We start from the raw sequence: 17538 nt of genomic DNA, 5'->3' as shown, positions 1-17538 counted from the left end.
CCTGGCATTGACGGCCGTCAATGAACCCAGAAGCGTGATACTGGAAGGTTGGTTGTGCCCCAATCAACCTTCTTTCCTCATCTCTAGATGTCGTTTGAACGCAAACAGTTAAAGCCGGTCTCGGTGCGACGCGGCCTTCGCTTTTCCGCGCCTGCAGCGCCATCACAAACCATTGACGAGTCGAAGACCGTCAAAGCGGCAGCATTGCTGGGCGTGGACTATCCCGGCCTTCGTCCACGGTTTCTTGTGGAAGTCGGAGAACGGGTCCGCGAAGGGCAGACTCTCTTTGTCGACCGCAAAGATGATGCGGTCTGCTTTGCCTCACCCATTGCAGGTGAGGTGTTTGCTATCGAGTTCGGACCGCGGCGCACGCTGTCAGCGCTTGTTGTGCGCGCAAAAGCATCAGATGACGGTCACGACCAACTGCCCGATGACGCAGAGCCGTTGAGCACATCCTCTCGCGAAACCATCCGTGCGGTCTTGCTATCACAAGGGCTCTGGCCAGCCTTTCGATCCCGCCCTTTTGGTTTGGTACCTGCCTCTGATGAGCACCCCGCGGCGATCTTCGTTACCGCCATCGATCTGTCACCGGGCGCAGTCGACCCCGATCCAGTGATCGCGGCCCGCGAAAAGGCCTTTCGGCAAGGCTTGGAGGTACTCGGCGCGCTAACAGACGGAGAAGTGTTCGTCTGCCAAGCCAAGTCCTCGACCTTTCGCGTACCAGAGTCGGTGACAATGCGCGCCGCTTCCTTTGAGGGCACTTATCAAGCTGGGCTTGCGTCAACGCACATTCACCAACTCTTCCCGGCCACACCTGATAGCCCGGTTTGGACCATTGGCTTTCAAGACGTCATTGCCCTCGGCACCCTGTTTCTGACAGGCCGCTATGACGCTTCCCGCGTTGTGGCACTTACCGGCTCACCGCTGGAGCGATCAAAACTTGTTCGCGCACCGCTTGGCGCCGACATACGCGGTCTTCTGGAGGGGGAAATAGACCAAGGCACTGCGGAGCCAAGCTCCACGCGCGCGCTTTCAGGATCATCGGTATCAGGACGAGACGGAGGCTACCTCGGTCGTTATCACACACAGATCAGCGTGGTATCGCGGCGCTCTCGCGGAGCACGGCCCGATTGGACGCGGCGCTTACCTTTCTTTGGAACAAACAGCACAGCCACCCTAGTTCCCAACACGACCGTTGATCGCGCCCTACCAGCCAATATCCTCGCCATCCCAATGATGCGGGCCTTAAGCGTCGGCGACGCACAGGCCGCCAAACGGTTGGGTGCACTTGATCTGGTTGAGGAGGATGTTGCCGCCCTCAATCATATCTGCACCAGCGGCGCAGACTACCGACCTCTTTTGCGTGCAGTGCTCGACGAGCTGGCTGAGGACGCTGCCTAATGCGCACCAGCCTTATCTCTGTACGCGCAGCACCCTTGGTGCCGTTTTTGGCAAGCACCGGGCGCGTGAGTCTGTTCCAAGCACTTGCATTGGCCGCGCCATTGGCTGTGGACGTAATCAACCGTGGACCGCTTGTGCTGCCAATCCTCGCAACAGCCTTGGTCGTGGCGCTGTTTTGGGAAAACCTGTTCGCGTTCTTGCGTCATGCAGACATGTCTCTGCATGGCCTCACCACAGCAATGCTCGTCACCCTTTTTGTGCCACTTGGCGTGGAAGCTTGGCAGCTGGCGGTGGCTATGTCGCTGGGAGTTGTACTAGGCGAGCTCGTCTTCGGCGGGCGTGGCTTCGGCTTTGTCCATCCAGCCGCCGCAACACTGGCCCTGCTGGTCTTTTCGTTTCCTCAGTTGTCTTTGCAACCAACGGCCACGTCGGTGGCACTGGCAAGCGTTGCCAGCGCAGCCCTGCTTTTGCTGGCAGGTCTTATCTCTTGGCGCGTCTTGTTGGCCACAAGTGCGGTGGCTGGCGCCGCCTTGGCTTGGTCAGGCGGCTTGGTGTCGGTTCAAGCCTTGCTGATCCCGGTTTCTGCAGGGCTTGTTTTCTTGATCGCTGATGCTCTCAGCGCTACCGCCACCAACCCGGGGCGATGGGTTTACGGTGCACTAGCAGGTTTTTTGATCGCAGTTTTCGCCGGATTTTCAACCGATCAGCTGAGCTCTCAAGCCGTTGTGTTTGCCGCACTTCTAGCCAGTGTTTTTTCGCCTCTGATTGATCATCTGGCCGTGCTGGCCAACGCCTACTGGCGCGAAAACAGACGGGCGAAACGCACCAAACAACGACTATCCAACCAATCGCGCGGGGAGGCTGATAATGGCTAACCCGGTGAGTGCATTGTTTGCACGCCCCAATGACGACACCACCAAAACGGTCACGGTCGCAGCTTTGGTTGCTTTCGTCTGTGCCATCCTGGTTTCGACAGCCTCGGTGCTGCTTGACCCCATCCAACAGGCCCAAATTGAAGCTGAGCAGGCCGCGCGCATGGAGGCCATGCTCGACACACTGCCTGGTATGCGCGAGGTCATGGAAGACGCCGGTGTGACCGCCCTGGAAACACGCATCGTGGATCTGCAAACAGGTGCGTTCGCACCTGACATCGATCCCACAACCTACGACTTTACGGCTGCTGGAACCGATCCAGAGCTTTCAACCGAACTCTCAACGGCATCTGATCTCGCCAGCATTCGCCGCAAGCCACTTTACGCGCCGGTGCACCTGTTAGAGCGCGACGGCGAGCTGCTGCTGATCGTCTTGCCAGTTTATGGCAGCGGTTACGCCTCAACGATCCGCGCCATGCTGGCGCTCGAACCAGACCTTTCAACGGTCGCCGCGCTAACCATCACCGAACAGGCCGAAACCCCCGGCCTTGGCGCTCGGATTGCCGAGCCCGAATGGCAATCACTATGGCCCGGCAAAGAGCTGCTGAACGAGGATGGCGATATCGTCATCGAAGTTGTCCGCGGCCAAGCGCAAAGCGTGCATGAGGTCGATGGCATATCCGGCGCAACACGCACCGGTGACGGCGTGATGTTCGCTCTCCAGTTCTGGATGGGTCCTGATGGCTACGGTCCTTTCCTGGATCGCTTGGCTGAGGAGGGCTTGTAGATGGCGCGCTGGACCCACCACCTCACCACGCCTTTGGTGAAAGAAAACCCTGTTACGTTGCAGATCCTGGGCATCTGCTCAGCTTTGGCGGTGACAACGTCGCTCACCACAGCAGCCATGATGTCCGTCGCATTGACGGCTGTTCTCTGTATGGCGTCCGCCGTCATCAGCCTTATCCGCCACCACATACCAAACAGCATTCGCCTTATCATTCAAATTACAATCATCGCCTCGCTCGTGATTGTGATCGATGAGTTGATGCAAGCCTTCGCGTTTGAGATCAGCCAGCAATTATCTGTCTTTGTCGGCCTGATTGTCACCAATTGCCTGGTGCTGGGACGTGCAGAGTCGTTCGCGATGCGCAATCCTATCGGACCGTCAGTCTTGGATGGGCTCGGCAACGGTTTGGGCTACAGCCTGATCCTGCTGTTGGTTGGCGGCACCCGCGAACTTCTTGGCGCAGGCACCCTGTTTGGCCAAACGGTCTTGGTCACAGTAGCTGATGGCGGTTGGTTTGAGCCCCTTGGCCTGATGCAACTGGCTCCTGCTGCCTTCTTCATCATCGGCTTGTTAATCTGGGCAATCCGCACGCGCTGGACGGCACAAGTAGAAGCGCCAAAGTTCAAACTGCACCCATCGCTAAAGTCTGCCGGAGGACGATCATGACCGATCTGCTTCTGGCCGCCATTTTCCAGGAAAACCTCGCTCTCTCGTTCTTTCTAGGGGTGTGCACGTTCCTGGCTGTATCGGAACGCTTTGAGACAGCGTTTGGCCTTGGGATAGCCGTCATTGCGGTGCAAACGCTGACTGTCCCCCTCAACAATCTCATCTTCAATGGCCTGCTCGTTGAGGGCGCGTGGGGCTTTCTCGGCTTGCCGGAGATGGACCTCACCTTTCTCAAGCTGATCGCTTTCATCGGGGTGATTGCCGCCTTCGTCCAAGTGCTTGAGATGACGCTCGATCGCTATGTGCCAGCGCTCTACAATGCGCTGGGCGTTTTCTTACCCCTCATCACAGTCAATTGCGCCATCTTGGGTGGCAGCCTGTTCATGGTTGAACGGCAATATGATTTCACAGAATCGGTGGTCTACGGCTTTGGCAGTGGCTTCGGTTGGGCGCTGGCCATCATCACCTTTGCCGCGATCCGCGAACGGCTGAAGTACGCCAACATACCCGCAGGCCTTCAAGGCCTTGGTATTGCCTTCATCGTGACAGGTTTGATGTCTTTAGGCTTCTCAGCCTTCGCCGGGGTTACGCCATGAGCGTCATCCTTTTCGGCACGTTTCTCATTGTCTGTGTGGTCTTGCTTCTGACAGCCATGGTGATGGTTGCCCGCGGCGTTCTGATGCCGTCACAACCCGCAGTTTTGACCGTCAATGGCGCCACCGATTTTGACGTCAAAACGGGGCAAAAACTGCTGACAGCCCTGCACGATCACGATGTGCTCGTGCCCTCCGCTTGCGCCGGCGCCGGAACATGCGGCCTTTGTCGAGTAACGGTGCTCGATGAGGATCAATCTTACCTTCCCGTGGAAGTTGCGCATCTGTCCAACGCCGACCGACGCCAGGGCGTGCATCTGGCTTGCCAGGTCACGCTGCGGGACGATATGGCAGTTGAAGCCCCGCAAGAATGGGTCGGCGCGACCAGCTACACATGCACCGTCCACTCGGTCACGGCACTCACTCCCCTTATCCGGGAAATTGTGTTGCAACTGCCAGATCATTTCGATGCGGCCATCGTTGCGGGCTCTTACGTCCAAGTAACAGCGCCGCCCTACACGCTGAACTACAGCGCCATCGACACACCTGAAGAGCACAGCGCAGCCTGGCACGCTCTGCGGTCACTGTCCGTGGAAAGCACCGAGGAGGTTACCCGGGCCTACTCCATCTCCAACAGACCGGAAGACACGGCAGCGCGGCGTGTGGTGCTGAACATCCGGTTGGCACTGCCACCGCCGTCAGAACCTGACGCACCACCGGGGATCGTCTCGTCCTGGCTGTTTAACCTGAAACCTGGCCAGACGGTGACAACATCCGGTCCCTTCGGAACCTTTCGCGCCCAACCCACCGACAAAGAGATGGTGTTCATTGGCGGCGGTGTTGGCATGGCGCCGTTGCGCGCGCTCATCCACGAGCAGCTGGGCATCACCAAGAGCGGGCGCAAAATGACCTTCTGGTATGGCGCCCGCAGCAAGGCTGAACTGCTCTACGTGGACGAGTTAAATGCACTCGCCGACGCTCATGAGACATTTGAGTGGACGGTCGCCCTTTCTGATCCGCAGCCGGAAGATGACTGGCAAGGCGCGATCGGTTTTGTCCATCAAGTCGCGTTGGAACGCTATCTGCGCGACCATCCAGCACCAGAAGAGTGCGAATACTACCTCTGCGGCCCACCTCTCATGATCCGTGCAGTTTTCCAGATGCTCGATGATCTCGGCGTCGACCGCGATCACATCTTCAACGACGACTTTGGAGTCTAGCGATGCCGGTCACACGACGCAGTTTCATCGCAGGTAGCGCTCTGTCCGGCACACTTCTCGGGTTTGGCATACCGAGGCCTGCCTATACCGCCACGCACACTTTTGGCGGCCACGCATTCGGTAGCACTTGGCGCATGACAAGCGGAACATCTGCGGATGAACGCCATTTCAGACCAGCCATCGAGGCCGTCCTTCAGAACGTCGATTTCCTCATGTCGCCTTGGCGCGATGACTCCGTCATCTCGGGCTTCAACCGGCTTCGCTCGACAGATTGGCAGACTTTACCTCAAGAGGTCTGCCATGTGGTCGCCGAGAGCCTCAACGTGGCCAATCTAACAGACGGCGCGTTCGATCCAACCGTCGGTCCGGCTGTGGCCCGCTTTGGATTTGGCCCCATCGAAGGTGGTGCTGGGTCATATACACAGGTCGCAGTTCAAGCTGATGCGATCCGCAAAGCAAACGCTGATTTGACCCTTGACCTTTGCGGCATCGCCAAAGGTCACGCGCTTGATCAGATCAAAACGTTGCTACGTCTCGAGGGTGTAACCAACGCACTGATCGAGGTGGGAGGAGAGGTTACCATGCTTGGGCATCACCCTTCAGGGCGCCCATGGCAGGTCGCGATTGAGCATCCAGGCGCAGACACGCTGCGCGCCTATCGTGTTGTCATGCTGCGACAGCTAGCACTAGCAAGCTCTGGCCATGCGCCGCAGGGTTTTCGCGGACGTGTTCAACTCAGCCACCTGATCGATCCAACTGGTCAAAGACCTGCAAACAACGATCTGGCGTCCGTCTCGGTACTCGCACCTACCGCCATAGAAGCGGACGCTCTTGCCACAGCCTTTGCCGTTCTCGGTCATCAACGTGGGGTCGCGCGAGCATCGGAACTTGGCGTGTCAGCACTCTTTCTGGCGCACAGCGAAAACGGCCTCACAGAAACCATGACCGGCAGCTTCGCCGACCATGTCGTGGCGTAGGGGGTAGTGATGGTTTTTCTTTTCACGTTTGCAGCGTTTGCCCTGGCCATCCTTGGGTTAGCCATTGGCGTCATGGGAGGCCGCAAACCTATCGAAGGGTCCTGCGGCGGTGTTGCCTGCCTCAAAGACATTGAGTGCGCCATCTGCCCCAACCGCAAACTGTTGGAGCAAGAACCATGAGCCGCGCCGATGCCTTGCCGCTTGTGGCCGACTTCATGTCACGTGACTTGGTGACGCTGACTCCACAGATGGAAATCAACCGCGCCATGACCATCCTGCTCGAGCGCAAAATATCGGGTGCACCGGTGCTGGATTCCGACAGCTTTTTGGTGGGCGTTCTAACGAAGCGTGACTGCCTCAAAGCAGCGCTCGACGCGAGCTACTACCGCGACTGGGGCGGTCGCGTGGACGCCTATATGAGTCACCCAGTGATGACCATCGAAGCCAGCATGGACATCATCCGTGCCACCAACCTTTTCATCGAAAAACCCTACCGCCGCTTCCCCGTGATGGAAGGCGGCAAGCTGGTCGGCCAACTCAGCCGTACCGATGCGCTACGAGCGCTGGCGGGCCAGTGGGGATAGGGCTTTTCGCAATCTGACTTCTTCCAACAACACCCAACAACACGCCCACAAAGCGGCATAGAGGAAACGCCATGAGCACGAAAAACATCATCTGGTTTGATACACTGTCGCGCGGCGATGTCGGCTTGGTTGGCGGCAAAAACTCCTCGCTCGGCGAGATGGTCCAGCAGTTGGGCAGCGCCGGCATCCAAGTGCCGCCAGGCTTTGCAACCACAGCCGACGCTTTCCGCGGTTTCGTCAAACACAACGGCCTGGACCAAGTGCTCGATGAAACGCTGAACCATCTTTCAACCAAAGAAATGACGCTTCAAGAGGCTGGCACGCACATCCGAAAAGCTTTTACAGCTGGGGATTGGCCAGAGGATCTGCGCAACGATATCGTGGCCCACTACGAGGAGTTGAGAGAACGAACCGGCGCTGATGAACTGTCTGTCGCGGTTCGTTCCAGCGCCACCGCTGAGGATTTGCCAGACGCGAGCTTCGCCGGGCAACAAGAAACCTTTCTCAATGTGCGCGGAGCCGATGCGCTGCTGGCCACCTGTCGGCGATGCTATGCCTCGCTCTTCACCGATCGCGCGATCATGTACCGGACAATGAAAGGGTTTGACCATCAAAAGGTCGCGCTGTCCGTCGGCGTTCAGTTGATGGTTCGCTCCGATATTGGCGGTTCCGGCGTAATGTTTTCGATCGATACCGAAACCGGTTTTGACAAAGTGGTGCTGATCAATGCTGCCTGGGGCCTCGGCGAGAACGTCGTTCAGGGCGCCGTCAATCCCGACGAGTATCAGGTTTTCAAACCCTTCTTGAACGACACATCGCTTAGCCCCATCGTTGAAAAGCGGTTGGGTGAGAAAGAGCAAAAAATGATCTACGCCGGCCAAGAAGGCGGCGAAACAATCAATGTACCAACGTCAAAACGCGAGCAGCAGAGCTTTGTGCTTGAAGACAAGGACATTGTAGATCTCGCTTGCCAAGCGAGCATCATCGAAAAGCATTACGGCCAGCCCATGGATATGGAGTGGGCCAAGGATGGAGAGACCGGCGAACTCTACATCGTTCAAGCGCGTCCAGAGACCGTGCAGTCGCGTGCCGACCAGCAGGTGATGAAAAACTTCACCCTGAAAACCGATGACACACCAATCCTAAGCGGCTTGAGCGTTGGCAACGCGATCACGCAGGGCCCGATCTGCATCATCGAGAGCGCGCAGGATATCGAGCAATTTGTGGATGGATCGGTGCTCGTCACGTCAACAACGGACCCTGACTGGGTGCCGATCATGAAGCGTGCAGCGGCGATCATCACCGACCATGGTGGCCGCACCTCGCATGCCGCCATCGTGAGCCGAGAGCTTGGCATCCCTGCCATCGTGGGCACGGGCGATGCCACGCACATCCTACATGACAAGCAAAAGGTGACAATTTCCTGCGCCGGTGGAGAACAGGGTGACATCTACCAGGGTTACCTGGATTTCGATGTTGAAGATATCGCGCTCGACCACGTGCCCGATACCAAAACCAAAATCATGCTGAACCTCGCCAACCCGGCTTCAGCGTTCCGCTGGTGGCGCTTGCCGTTTGATGGTGTCGGCCTGGCGCGTATGGAGTTCGTGGTCAATTCCGCAGTCCAGGTACACCCGATGGCGCTGGTCACCTTTGATAGGCTGCATGATGATCATGACAAACATGAGATCGAAGCCCTCACCCGAGGCTATGAAGACAAAAAACACTACTTTGTCGAAACGCTGGCACGGGGACTGTCGCGGATTGCAGCAGTCGCGCACCCCAACCCGGTGATCGTGCGGATGAGCGACTTCAAAACCAATGAGTACGCCAAACTGCTCGGCGGTTCGGCCTTTGAGCCAGATGAAGAGAACCCGATGATTGGCCTGCGCGGCGCCTCTCGCTACTATGCCGACATCTATCGCAACGGCTTTGCGCTCGAATGCCAAGCCATCAAACACCTGAGAGAGGACCTTGGCTTCACCAATGTGTTGGTGATGATTCCCTTCTGCCGCACACCTGAAGAGGCCGATCTTGTGCTTAAGGTGATGGAAGACAACGGTCTGAAAAGCGGTCAAAATGGGCTCGACATCTATGTGATGTGCGAGGTGCCGTCCAACGTCATCATGGCCGAAGAGTTTGCCAAGCGTTTCTCGGGATTCTCCATCGGTTCCAATGACCTGACCCAACTAACCCTCGGCGTTGATCGCGACAATGAACACCTATCGGGCGTTTTTGAAGAGCAAAACCCAGCCGTCAAATGGATGATCCAAACGGTCATTGAGCGCGCGCATAAATCCGGTGCGAAAGTCGGCCTGTGTGGCCAAGCACCGAGCAACGATCCGACGTTTGCGAAGTTTCTCGTAGAAGCTGGGATCGACAGCATATCAGTCACACCCGACAGCTTCCTGGCCGTCAAAGCCAATGTTGCAGAGGCCGAAAAGGCGGGCGGATAGCCTCCTCCAAACTGGATCAGCTCAAGCGCTGAGCTGATCCAGCCATTCCTCGCGCGCCGCCGTAAGCGCCAGTTTTTGCGGATTGGTGATCTCGAATGTCTGCCCATCAATGATCTTGATGATGTTATTGCGCGACATCCACTGAACCTGTCGAGACACCGTCTCAGGGGTCGTACCGAGATAAAGCGCAACATCTCTGCGACTTACGGGAAAGGTCACAATGGGTGCGTCAGGTTTGCCTGCTTTTTCGCAACCAATGAGTGTTGAGCGGCGCAGCAACATCAAAAGAAAACTGGCCACCTTCTCGCGAGCACTTTGGCAACCGAGCAGCACCATCCACTCACGAGCAGCATCCAGCTCTGTGAGCACCTGAACAAGCAGCTCGTGTTCCACCTCTGGGAACCGTTCCAGGAGACTCTGAAAGGCTTGGCGTTCAAAGACACAGATCTCAACATCCGTCGCCGCCTCAAAAGAAAATGGCGACTGCTCTTCAAACGGGCGGCCGAAAAAATCTGATGGAAACAGCAAACCAACCACCTGCTGTCGACCATCTTCCAGAAGTCTTACACAGCTTCACCATGCCCGAGACAACGTTGCCGAGAAATCCGCTTTGCGTCCGTTCTCCTATGATCACCTGACCGGCAGAAAAACGGCGAATGCGGCTTAAGCTTTGCAGCTCTTGCGCGGCAGCGGATGAAGCACGACTGCAAATGGCTCGATTGTGGATGGCACACTGATCGCATCGTGTGCGGAAGGACGCATGCTGCGGGGATTGGTTCATCAACCAGACCTAAGGGATAGAGAATGACCTCAGGCAACAGTTACATATCGAGCGAAGCGGGTGAAGCGAAATCGGTTTCGACCAAACGAGGAAGCAACAAATGATGTCAGAGAGCGGCAGCAGCCTCCTTGGCTGTTCCATAGCGAGGCAGGTCTGCTAGCGTTTTACCATGAGCGGCCATCAACGCGTCACGAACGAAAGCAATGTGCGCTGTTTCTTCAATGATTTCAGCAAGATATTGCGCCGCCATCAGCGTTTTGCCCACACCGATGGTACCGTGATTGGCAAGCACAGCTGCACGGATAGACGCATCGCGAAAAACCGGAGAGATCTCCACATCAGTCTGCGGTCCACCGTTTGCTGACAGTGGGATTAACGGCATGCGCCCGATCTTCTCAATCGTCTGCACGGTCAAACACGGTATCTCAATACCGGCAGATGCATACCCTGTGGCCCATGGGCTATGGCAGTGAACAATGGCGTTGATGTCGGGGCGGATACGGTAAAGGTCAACGTGGAAATCCAGGTCTTTGGACGGCTTGAACGCCGACGGTTCCAGCGTTCCATCGAGATAAGCCACTTGAAGATTGTCTCGGGTGCATTCAGCAAATCCAACCCCAGATGGCTTGATGACAATGGCTTCTACCGAGGCCAAGCGAACCGAAAGGTTACCCCCGGCATTGGTTTGCAAACCGCGCTCAAAACAGCGGCGCGCAGTGGCAATCAACGCATCCTTCTTAGCTTCAAGTTCGCTAGCGTCAGGCTTTTGCGCGGACATGGGGGGCTCCTTCATGGGGGATCGTATCGCGGGCAGGCAGATGAGGACGCAACGCGTCCATAATGGCCTGCACCGTTTCGGGTTCATTGATGTGATGGTCAAACGCGTGCACCGTCACGGACGACGACAGGCGCTGGCGCATGACATCAAGAAACACGTGACGAAGCTGGGGTGACTCGATCGCGCCACCGGGCGCGTCTTGATGGGAGAAGCCCCCCATAGGCACGAGAAGTGAAACAGGCGCATTTGAAGCATTGAGACTGTCGGCAAGTTTTTCAGCGACCAACGCCATTTCGTCTTCGGTCAGCTGAACATGAGTAAAAAAGCCGGTATGCTGATAGTGCGGGCGCTCAAGATAGGCCGGTGGCACCAGCGCCAACTCGCCCAGCCCGATAAAATTCAACCCACCTGGCAGTAAGACTTGCGGCACACTAGCATCGCGCGCGGCCGTAAGCCGATCAGGCATCTCAACATGTGCACCGGCCACATGAATGCGGGTCAGCTCATGCAAGGTCATGTCGACAACGGAGTGGAAGGTGCCACAACGCGCAAAACGCGCATAAGCAGCTCCACCAAACCCATTGGCATGAAAGACAGTGGCCTCTTGGCCTGCTGCCTTCAATGCACCCACCAAGCCATCACCGCAGCCACTCGTGGCCCCCAACGCCGTGATGCCAACGGAAGGATTGTTAGAAACGTGAGGGAGTGTGCTGGAGGTTTGGCAAAGACCGGCCAGCATAGCCGCAGCGTTTTCAAGCGCTTGGCGCAGCGCTGCATTGATACCGCAGACATCAGCCAGCGTTGGCACCACAACAATGGCGTTATCAGCCAACGCATAGCGCGGATCGAATGGAAGGGTGGTGACAAGCATTTTGGGAAACGCAAACGGCATGCCGCGCATCACTTGCAGCGCGATCTCTCCGCCTGTTCCGCCGCCAATGGAAACCGCAGCGGTGGCGCCGGCTTCAATCGCTTCGCGTGCAAGAACCAAGGCATTGCTGGCCACGTCGGCCATGGATTGCAGCTTGCGCTCGCCGGAGAGAACTTCACCATGCGCATTCAACGACAGATCAAGCACATGACACTGAACATCGTGTCGATCCATCGCCTTCTTGAAGTAGGCGATGGCCTCATGCTTGGTTTCCATCGTCGCCAGAAGCAGGACGGAACAGCCCATCAACGCTAACCCTTCACAGCACCCGCGGTCATACCGGTGATGATCTGACGCGAGGCGAAAAATGTGAAGAGGATTGGGGGGATGGCAAGCAACATCCCAGTCGCCATGATGACTCCCCAGTCGATATTGTACTCGGTGATCGAATTCACAATGGTCACCGGAACCGTTCGCGAGTTGCGATCGGAAAGCGCATTGGCGAGCAGAAACTCATTCCACGCCACGCGGAAGGTAAAAATCGCTGCCGCAGCCAGCCCTGGTTTGATCAAAGGCAACACCACCAGAAAGAACACCCGAAACGGCCCTGCCCCGTCAATTCGTGCGGCCTCTTCCAGCTGGATCGGCACCTGCACGATGAAGCTCTGCAAAATCCAGATCACAAACGGCAAGTTCATCGCCACATAGACCAAGATGATGCCGGAACGCGTTCCATCCAGGCCAAATTGCTCGTTCCAGATGCCAAATACTGGCACCAGAAGTACCGCAGGCGGCACCATACGCATGATGAGCGTGGTGAAGCTTGCCGCATCGCGCCCCATGAAACGGAACCGCACAATCGCGTAGGCGGCCATACACCCAAGCACCAAAGTGAGCGCGGTCGAAACCAAAGAGATGATCAGCGAGTTAACCAGCGCACGGCCAAACGTTGGGTCGCAGCGGCGCAAATGCTCCGGATCATAGGGAAGGAACTCGCACAACGCTGTCTCATAATTTTGCAGCGTTGGCATGAAGAACAGGCTCGCAGTGGGCGAGGTAATGTCGACGTTGAGCTTGAACGAGTTGGCAAGCATCAGCACGATTGGCCCAGCAGACATCACCACCAAGCAGATGAGCAGCACGTAAAAGGCGGGGTTAGTGCGGTTTTCGATGTGTCCCTGCGACATGTTACACCGCCTCCTCTTCCGCCTGGGCGGCTCTGGCGCCAGCCGCACGTATACGGGCAAGCCGGGCATCGTTAAGTCGGGTATAAACAAACATCACAGCCGTTATAATCATCAGCAAGATGAGCAAATAGTTCGACATCGCCGCGGCCTCGCCAAGCTGCCGGAACTCTGATGCGGTGCGCGATATGCGCAAGGCCAAAATTTCCGTTGAAAGCCCCGGCCCGCCATTGGTCATCACCAAGATAACCTCAAGCACCTTGAAGGCATCAATCAACCGCAACAAGCAGGTCACGATAAGCACCGGCATCATTAAGGGGAGCTTGATGTAGAGGATCTGCTGCCAACCCGTCGCGCCATCGACTCGCGCAGCTTCTAAGGCCGAGGATGGCAATGACTGAAGGGCCGCTAGAGCCAGAATGAAGATAAAAGGTGTCCATTGCCAGATATCGGCAATGACAATCGATGCAAACGCCCAGCTGCTATCGCCAAGAAAGGGAATGGTATCGAAGCCGAGATCATTCAGCCAGCGGTTAAACACGCCCACCTGCGGGTGATACATGTAGCGCCACATCAGACCGACCACGATCGGCGCAATCATCATCGGAAGAATGAAGATGGTGCGCAAAACCGCCATGCCACGCAATTGGCGATCAAGCAGCAAAGCCAGTCCAACGCCAAGGAACATTTCTAAGGAAACAACCAGCGCTGCGAACCTGATGGTCACCCAGAAGCTTTCCCAGAAACTGTCGGAATTCCAGAGGTTTATATAGTTACGTAGGCCAATGAACTCGGCCTCACCAATACGTTGGCTCGGGTTCCAATCCAGAAAGCTCGCATAGACCATGTAGCCAATTGGGTAGAGCAGAGCGATGATCATCACCGCAGCCGCTGGTGCCAGGAACATGTAGGGCGTGAGCCGATTGGCAGCTTGGATGTTCATAAGCGTTGAGCCGAACCTTCAAAACCGTGGAAGCGGCGGGCCGATGGATCGGCCCGCCGCAAGTTGGGGTGGTTTACTGCCAGGCGTAGTAGCCGGCCTCATCCATGATCCCACGCGCGCGTTCTGCAACGCCATCCAGTGCTTCTTGAATATCAACACCTTCAGTCAAAACCTGGCTCAGCGTTGTGCCGAGATCAGCGTTGATCTCACCCCAGGTTGGGATGATCGGACGCCAGTCTGGATCGGCAAAGCGCAGGGCCTCACCAAAGGTTGCCGAGTAAGGGAAGCGCTCATTAAGCGCCGCATCTTGGTAGGTGGAGAACCGCGATGGGTTTCCGCCTTCCATGGCGATCATCAGATCAATCCGCGGGCTGGTTAGCCACTGCATCAGCAAGAACGCTGCTTCAGCATTTGGCGCGTTGCGGGGGATTGCGAGGCCAAAACCACCGGTCTGGGAGGCACGCTCAACACCCATGGGATGCATCGCCCAGCCAACATTGCCAGCAATTGTGGAACGCGACGGATCTTCAAATCCAGCAGCAAAGGCAATGGAGTCCAGGAACATACCATATTGGCCCTGGGCAAACGCCGCCGCAGCTTCGGACGGGCCAAAGGTTGTTGAACCTTCGATGCCGCAATCGACAATGCTCTTCAGTGCTTCAGCCGCTTCCACGCCCTGCGCGTTGTTGACGATTGGCTCCCAATTGTCATCAAAGATGCCGCCACCCAGCGGATTGAGGTGCAACAGATAGGCATGGCTTGCTTGGTGACCAGACGCCGCACGGGACGCTAGACCACCCATACCAGGCTCTAGCTCAGGGATTAGGCAGGCAAGTTCCAGAAGTTCCTCATAGGTCTCTGGAACCTCAAGCCCATGTTCCTCGAAAATGTCAGTGCGATAGCCAAGCACCGACGTTTCCGATCCGAACGGAATACCGAACAGCGATCCCGTTGGCCCAGGCAAATAGCCTTTGGTGCCACCGGCAACGCCAATGTTCTGCACATAGCCATCGATCAAGTCATCGGGGTTGTAGTTCGGATCAGCAAGCGAGGGATCCATAAAGAACCGTGCAAGATTGTGCAGCTGATCGGCAAACACATAGTCGGCTTTTGAGAACACAACATAGGCGATCAGGTCGTAATCGCCCTCATCCTGCGTAAGCTCCAATGTTTGGCGCTCACGCATGCGAAGATATTGCAGCTGATCCACTTCAACTTCGATGCCGGTTTCTTCCGTGAACAGCGGCAACACACGCATCGCAGCATCATAGTGCGGGTGCGCAGGGAAGTTCACCACAAGCGTTACGTCCTGATAGGGCTCGTAGACAGCTGCGGGCATCTGCGCGAGCGCTGGGGCGCTGCTGATCGCAGTGCCGACAAGCGCCGCCAGGGCTATTGTCTTAATCAATTTCATCTTGTTCCTCCCAAGGATGATGATGGCCTTTTGGCCGGTTTGCAGCGGCGCGTCAGAGCGCCGCTTCAGTCTGCGGATCGAAGAGGTGCAACTCCTCATTGTCGATACGGAACGAGCGCGACTCGCCAGCGGGGATCGGCGCTGCGGTGGAAATTTCAATTTGGATGGATTGGCCGCCAAGCTCAGACATCAGAACCGACTGCGCCCCAATGTACTCCGACAACACAATGGGCAACGTCAGAGAGCCTGAGCCATCGTCTTCGGCGAAAGCGGAAGGGCGGATTCCAAGCTGGACAGACCGGTCCTTACGGCCATCCAGGCTTTGTGTACGCTCGGGGGAAAGCGGAATTTGGAAGCCCGGTCCACTGACAAAAAGCGCATCACCTTCCTGTTGCAGTTCCGCGCTCAAAAAGTTCATGGTTGGTGAGCCGATGAACCCAGCAACAAAGCGGTTGGCAGGACGGCGGTAAAGTTCTTCCGGCGTGCCCGCCTGCATGATCTCTCCACCACGCATGACCACGATCTTATCGCCCAGCGTCATCGCCTCGATCTGATCATGGGTCACATAGACCATGTTCTTTTGAATGCGCTTGCTCATCAATGCCAGCTCGGCGCGCATCTGGCCGCGCAACTTGGCATCTAGGTTGGAAAGTGGCTCGTCGAAAAGGAAAGTAGACGCATCACGCACGAGCGCCCGGCCCATCGCCACGCGTTGGCGTTGCCCACCCGACAGTTCGCCGGGACGACGATCAAGGTGCTGATCAAGGCCAAGGGTGACCGCAACCTCCTTAACCCGTGAGTCAATCTCAGCCTTTGGGTAGCGCGCCAAGCGGAGCGCAAACGACATGTTCTTAGCGACATTCATATGCGGGTAGAGCGCATAATCCTGGAACACCATCGCCAGATCACGATCTTTGGGATCAAGCCGCGTCACGTCACGATCACCGATGGAAATCGAACCACCAGTGACTGATTCCAAGCCCGCAATCATGCGCAATGTCGTGGACTTGCCGCACCCCGAGGGCCCGACAAGGACGGTGAACTCACCATCGTCCATGGTGAGGTTCAGATTCTCAATCACAGTGACAGGGCCGTAAGCCTTGCGCAGATTTTCCAACCGGATTTCAGGCATTTCAGCTCTTCTTTTCTCCCAGTTCAACCAGCAACGCATACTTTGTATACAAAAGCAATCAAAAACATACAAATTGGCGAGATCGTTGTTTTTTGCCCCCGCATACGCTACGCCTGGGTGCAAAGGAGAGCCAATTCATGAGTTCGGTGACCCAACGTAGCCGCGTCAGCGTCGCGCAAAAGATCGAAACAGCCCTGTTGGATGAAATTGCTGCTGGCCAGATCACACCTGGCGAACGCCTTGATGAAACACGACTTGCCGAACGCTTTGGCGCCTCGCGTACACCCGTCCGAGAAGCACTAGGTCGTCTGACAGCCCAAGGTGTCCTGGAAACCGGTGAAGGGCGCGGGGCGCGGGTCGCACAGTATACACGCGAAGAGTTGGCCCAGATGTTTGAGGCCATGCATGAAATAGAAGCTTTGTGTGCACGTTTGGTTGCGCAGCGCCTGACACTGCTGGCGCGCTCTCAAATGGAAGAGGCCCAAGCGCGATGCCATGAAGCCGCCAATGCCGGTGATTTTCCCGGCTACCTTCGTGCCAATGAAGCGCTGCACTACGCCATCTATCGCGCCACCGGCAATCCCTATATCCAGCAGATGGCATCCGATTTTCGCCGCCGCACAGGGCCATTCCGAGCCAAGAAGTTTGCCACCAAAGCCGATTTGCTAGCCTCGGCGAAAAGTCATGATGAACTGCTCGAAAAAATCTTTTCTGCGAACTCAAACGACGCTTTCGACTATATGCGCAAACATATGGAAGAAAGCTTCATGCGGGTGCTGGCAGCCAACTAGGTCACGGAATGGCGTAAATTTTCGTCATTTTTGCCCTGAACTGTAGACAGATATAAATCTTTGTATACAAATGGCCGCACCAACAGCC

18 protein-coding genes are annotated in these 17538 nt (G+C 56.7%); 11 read left to right on the top strand and 7 right to left on the bottom strand.

All coding sequences use genetic code 11. From position 1 onward, the window contains the following. The first annotated feature begins 87 nt into the window (after nt 1-87). From ABWH92_RS10645 to ppsA, 10 genes are all read left to right on the top strand, one after another. Nucleotides 88-1401, top strand: a complete 1314-nt coding sequence (locus tag ABWH92_RS10645) for a hypothetical protein (protein ID WP_375568166.1) — start codon at nt 88-90, stop codon at nt 1399-1401. Next, nucleotides 1401-2276: an RnfABCDGE type electron transport complex subunit D gene (locus ABWH92_RS10640; protein ID WP_375568164.1), complete on the top strand. Its 876-nt coding sequence runs from the start codon at nt 1401-1403 to the stop codon at nt 2274-2276. The genes ABWH92_RS10645 and ABWH92_RS10640 overlap by 1 nt, the downstream gene beginning before the upstream one ends. Next, nucleotides 2269-3060, top strand: a complete 792-nt coding sequence (gene nqrC / locus ABWH92_RS10635; RefSeq protein WP_375568162.1) for an NADH:ubiquinone reductase (Na(+)-transporting) subunit C — start codon at nt 2269-2271, stop codon at nt 3058-3060. Before ABWH92_RS10640 ends, nqrC begins: the two co-directional genes overlap by 8 nt. Next, nucleotides 3061-3726, top strand: coding sequence for an NADH:ubiquinone reductase (Na(+)-transporting) subunit D (locus ABWH92_RS10630; protein WP_375568161.1), 666 nt, complete (start codon nt 3061-3063; stop codon nt 3724-3726). Continuing rightward, the gene (gene nqrE, locus ABWH92_RS10625; RefSeq protein ID WP_375568159.1) at nt 3723-4322 is read left to right on the top strand and encodes an NADH:ubiquinone reductase (Na(+)-transporting) subunit E; all 600 of its coding nucleotides are present in this window, start codon (nt 3723-3725) and stop codon (nt 4320-4322) included. The genes ABWH92_RS10630 and nqrE overlap by 4 nt, the downstream gene beginning before the upstream one ends. Beyond that, nucleotides 4319-5539, top strand: a complete 1221-nt coding sequence (gene nqrF, locus ABWH92_RS10620) for an NADH:ubiquinone reductase (Na(+)-transporting) subunit F (RefSeq protein ID WP_375568158.1) — start codon at nt 4319-4321, stop codon at nt 5537-5539. Before nqrE ends, nqrF begins: the two co-directional genes overlap by 4 nt. A 2-nt stretch (nt 5540-5541) precedes the next feature. Beyond that, the gene (locus ABWH92_RS10615) at nt 5542-6516 is read left to right on the top strand and encodes an FAD:protein FMN transferase (protein WP_375568157.1); all 975 of its coding nucleotides are present in this window, start codon (nt 5542-5544) and stop codon (nt 6514-6516) included. Nucleotides 6517-6525: 9 nt separating this feature from the next. Further along, nucleotides 6526-6696: a (Na+)-NQR maturation NqrM gene (gene nqrM, locus ABWH92_RS10610; protein ID WP_375568155.1), complete on the top strand. Its 171-nt coding sequence runs from the start codon at nt 6526-6528 to the stop codon at nt 6694-6696. Continuing rightward, nucleotides 6693-7100, top strand: coding sequence for a CBS domain-containing protein (locus ABWH92_RS10605; protein ID WP_375568153.1), 408 nt, complete (start codon nt 6693-6695; stop codon nt 7098-7100). The genes nqrM and ABWH92_RS10605 overlap by 4 nt, the downstream gene beginning before the upstream one ends. A 71-nt stretch (nt 7101-7171) precedes the next feature. Continuing rightward, complete coding sequence (gene ppsA / locus ABWH92_RS10600) at nt 7172-9556, top strand: phosphoenolpyruvate synthase (RefSeq protein ID WP_375568151.1); 2385 nt, start codon at nt 7172-7174, stop codon at nt 9554-9556. 21 nt (nt 9557-9577) lie between these two features. Here the strand turns inward: ppsA and ABWH92_RS10595 are convergent, their stop codons facing one another. The 7 genes from ABWH92_RS10595 to ABWH92_RS10565 form a co-directional block, all read right to left on the bottom strand. Continuing rightward, on the bottom strand, nt 9578-10114 hold the full coding sequence (locus tag ABWH92_RS10595; protein ID WP_375574234.1) for a Crp/Fnr family transcriptional regulator: 537 nt from the start codon (nt 10112-10114) through the stop codon (nt 9578-9580). A gap of 329 nt (nt 10115-10443) precedes the next feature. Next, nucleotides 10444-11115: a class II aldolase/adducin family protein gene (locus ABWH92_RS10590; RefSeq protein ID WP_375568150.1), complete on the bottom strand. Its 672-nt coding sequence runs from the start codon at nt 11113-11115 to the stop codon at nt 10444-10446. Then, nucleotides 11096-12292: a Tm-1-like ATP-binding domain-containing protein gene (locus ABWH92_RS10585; protein ID WP_375568148.1), complete on the bottom strand. Its 1197-nt coding sequence runs from the start codon at nt 12290-12292 to the stop codon at nt 11096-11098. The genes ABWH92_RS10590 and ABWH92_RS10585 overlap by 20 nt, the downstream gene beginning before the upstream one ends. Nucleotides 12293-12297: 5 nt before the next feature. After that, a complete protein-coding gene (locus ABWH92_RS10580) occupies nt 12298-13173 on the bottom strand; it encodes a carbohydrate ABC transporter permease (protein WP_375568146.1) in 876 nt (291 codons plus the stop codon). 1 nt (nt 13174) lies between these two features. After that, nucleotides 13175-14113 carry a carbohydrate ABC transporter permease gene (locus ABWH92_RS10575; RefSeq protein ID WP_375568144.1) on the bottom strand — a complete coding sequence of 313 codons (939 nt, stop codon included), beginning with the start codon at nt 14111-14113 and terminating at the stop codon, nt 13175-13177. A gap of 73 nt (nt 14114-14186) precedes the next feature. Continuing rightward, nucleotides 14187-15527 carry an extracellular solute-binding protein gene (locus ABWH92_RS10570; protein ID WP_375568142.1) on the bottom strand — a complete coding sequence of 447 codons (1341 nt, stop codon included), beginning with the start codon at nt 15525-15527 and terminating at the stop codon, nt 14187-14189. A 52-nt stretch (nt 15528-15579) separates the two neighbouring features. Then, the gene (locus ABWH92_RS10565; protein WP_375568140.1) at nt 15580-16659 is read right to left on the bottom strand and encodes an ABC transporter ATP-binding protein; all 1080 of its coding nucleotides are present in this window, start codon (nt 16657-16659) and stop codon (nt 15580-15582) included. Nucleotides 16660-16796: 137 nt separating this feature from the next. Here ABWH92_RS10565 and ABWH92_RS10560 point away from each other — a divergent pair, with 137 nt between their 5' ends. Further along, on the top strand, nt 16797-17450 hold the full coding sequence (locus ABWH92_RS10560) for a GntR family transcriptional regulator (RefSeq protein WP_375568138.1): 654 nt from the start codon (nt 16797-16799) through the stop codon (nt 17448-17450). The last annotated feature ends 88 nt before the right edge of the window (nt 17451-17538 follow it).

It is taken from the genome of Ahrensia marina, assembly GCF_042140245.1.
Lineage (GTDB): Bacteria > Pseudomonadota > Alphaproteobacteria > Rhizobiales > MH13 > MH13.
Note: the sequence above shows the minus strand (reverse complement) of the source record. Positions and strands in the feature narration are given on the sequence as shown.

Excerpts from the sequence above, each read along its gene's own strand:
- ABWH92_RS10645 (WP_375568166.1), top strand. The coding sequence starts at position 88 with ATGTCGTTTGAACGCAAACAGTTAAAGCCGGTCTCGGTGCGACGCGGC.
- ABWH92_RS10615 (WP_375568157.1), top strand. The coding sequence starts at position 5,542 with ATGCCGGTCACACGACGCAGTTTCATCGCAGGTAGCGCTCTGTCCGGC.
- nqrM (WP_375568155.1), top strand. The coding sequence starts at position 6,526 with ATGGTTTTTCTTTTCACGTTTGCAGCGTTTGCCCTGGCCATCCTTGGG.
- ABWH92_RS10580 (WP_375568146.1), bottom strand. The coding sequence starts at position 13,173 with ATGTCGCAGGGACACATCGAAAACCGCACTAACCCCGCCTTTTACGTG.
- nqrE (WP_375568159.1), top strand. The coding sequence starts at position 3,723 with ATGACCGATCTGCTTCTGGCCGCCATTTTCCAGGAAAACCTCGCTCTC.
- ABWH92_RS10630 (WP_375568161.1), top strand. The coding sequence starts at position 3,061 with ATGGCGCGCTGGACCCACCACCTCACCACGCCTTTGGTGAAAGAAAAC.
- ABWH92_RS10560 (WP_375568138.1), top strand. The coding sequence starts at position 16,797 with ATGAGTTCGGTGACCCAACGTAGCCGCGTCAGCGTCGCGCAAAAGATC.
- ABWH92_RS10575 (WP_375568144.1), bottom strand. The coding sequence starts at position 14,113 with ATGAACATCCAAGCTGCCAATCGGCTCACGCCCTACATGTTCCTGGCA.
- ABWH92_RS10565 (WP_375568140.1), bottom strand. The coding sequence starts at position 16,659 with ATGCCTGAAATCCGGTTGGAAAATCTGCGCAAGGCTTACGGCCCTGTC.
- ABWH92_RS10570 (WP_375568142.1), bottom strand. The coding sequence starts at position 15,527 with ATGAAATTGATTAAGACAATAGCCCTGGCGGCGCTTGTCGGCACTGCG.
- ABWH92_RS10640 (WP_375568164.1), top strand. The coding sequence starts at position 1,401 with ATGCGCACCAGCCTTATCTCTGTACGCGCAGCACCCTTGGTGCCGTTT.
- ABWH92_RS10605 (WP_375568153.1), top strand. The coding sequence starts at position 6,693 with ATGAGCCGCGCCGATGCCTTGCCGCTTGTGGCCGACTTCATGTCACGT.
- ABWH92_RS10585 (WP_375568148.1), bottom strand. The coding sequence starts at position 12,292 with ATGGGCTGTTCCGTCCTGCTTCTGGCGACGATGGAAACCAAGCATGAG.
- ABWH92_RS10590 (WP_375568150.1), bottom strand. The coding sequence starts at position 11,115 with ATGTCCGCGCAAAAGCCTGACGCTAGCGAACTTGAAGCTAAGAAGGAT.
- nqrF (WP_375568158.1), top strand. The coding sequence starts at position 4,319 with ATGAGCGTCATCCTTTTCGGCACGTTTCTCATTGTCTGTGTGGTCTTG.
- ppsA (WP_375568151.1), top strand. The coding sequence starts at position 7,172 with ATGAGCACGAAAAACATCATCTGGTTTGATACACTGTCGCGCGGCGAT.
- nqrC (WP_375568162.1), top strand. The coding sequence starts at position 2,269 with ATGGCTAACCCGGTGAGTGCATTGTTTGCACGCCCCAATGACGACACC.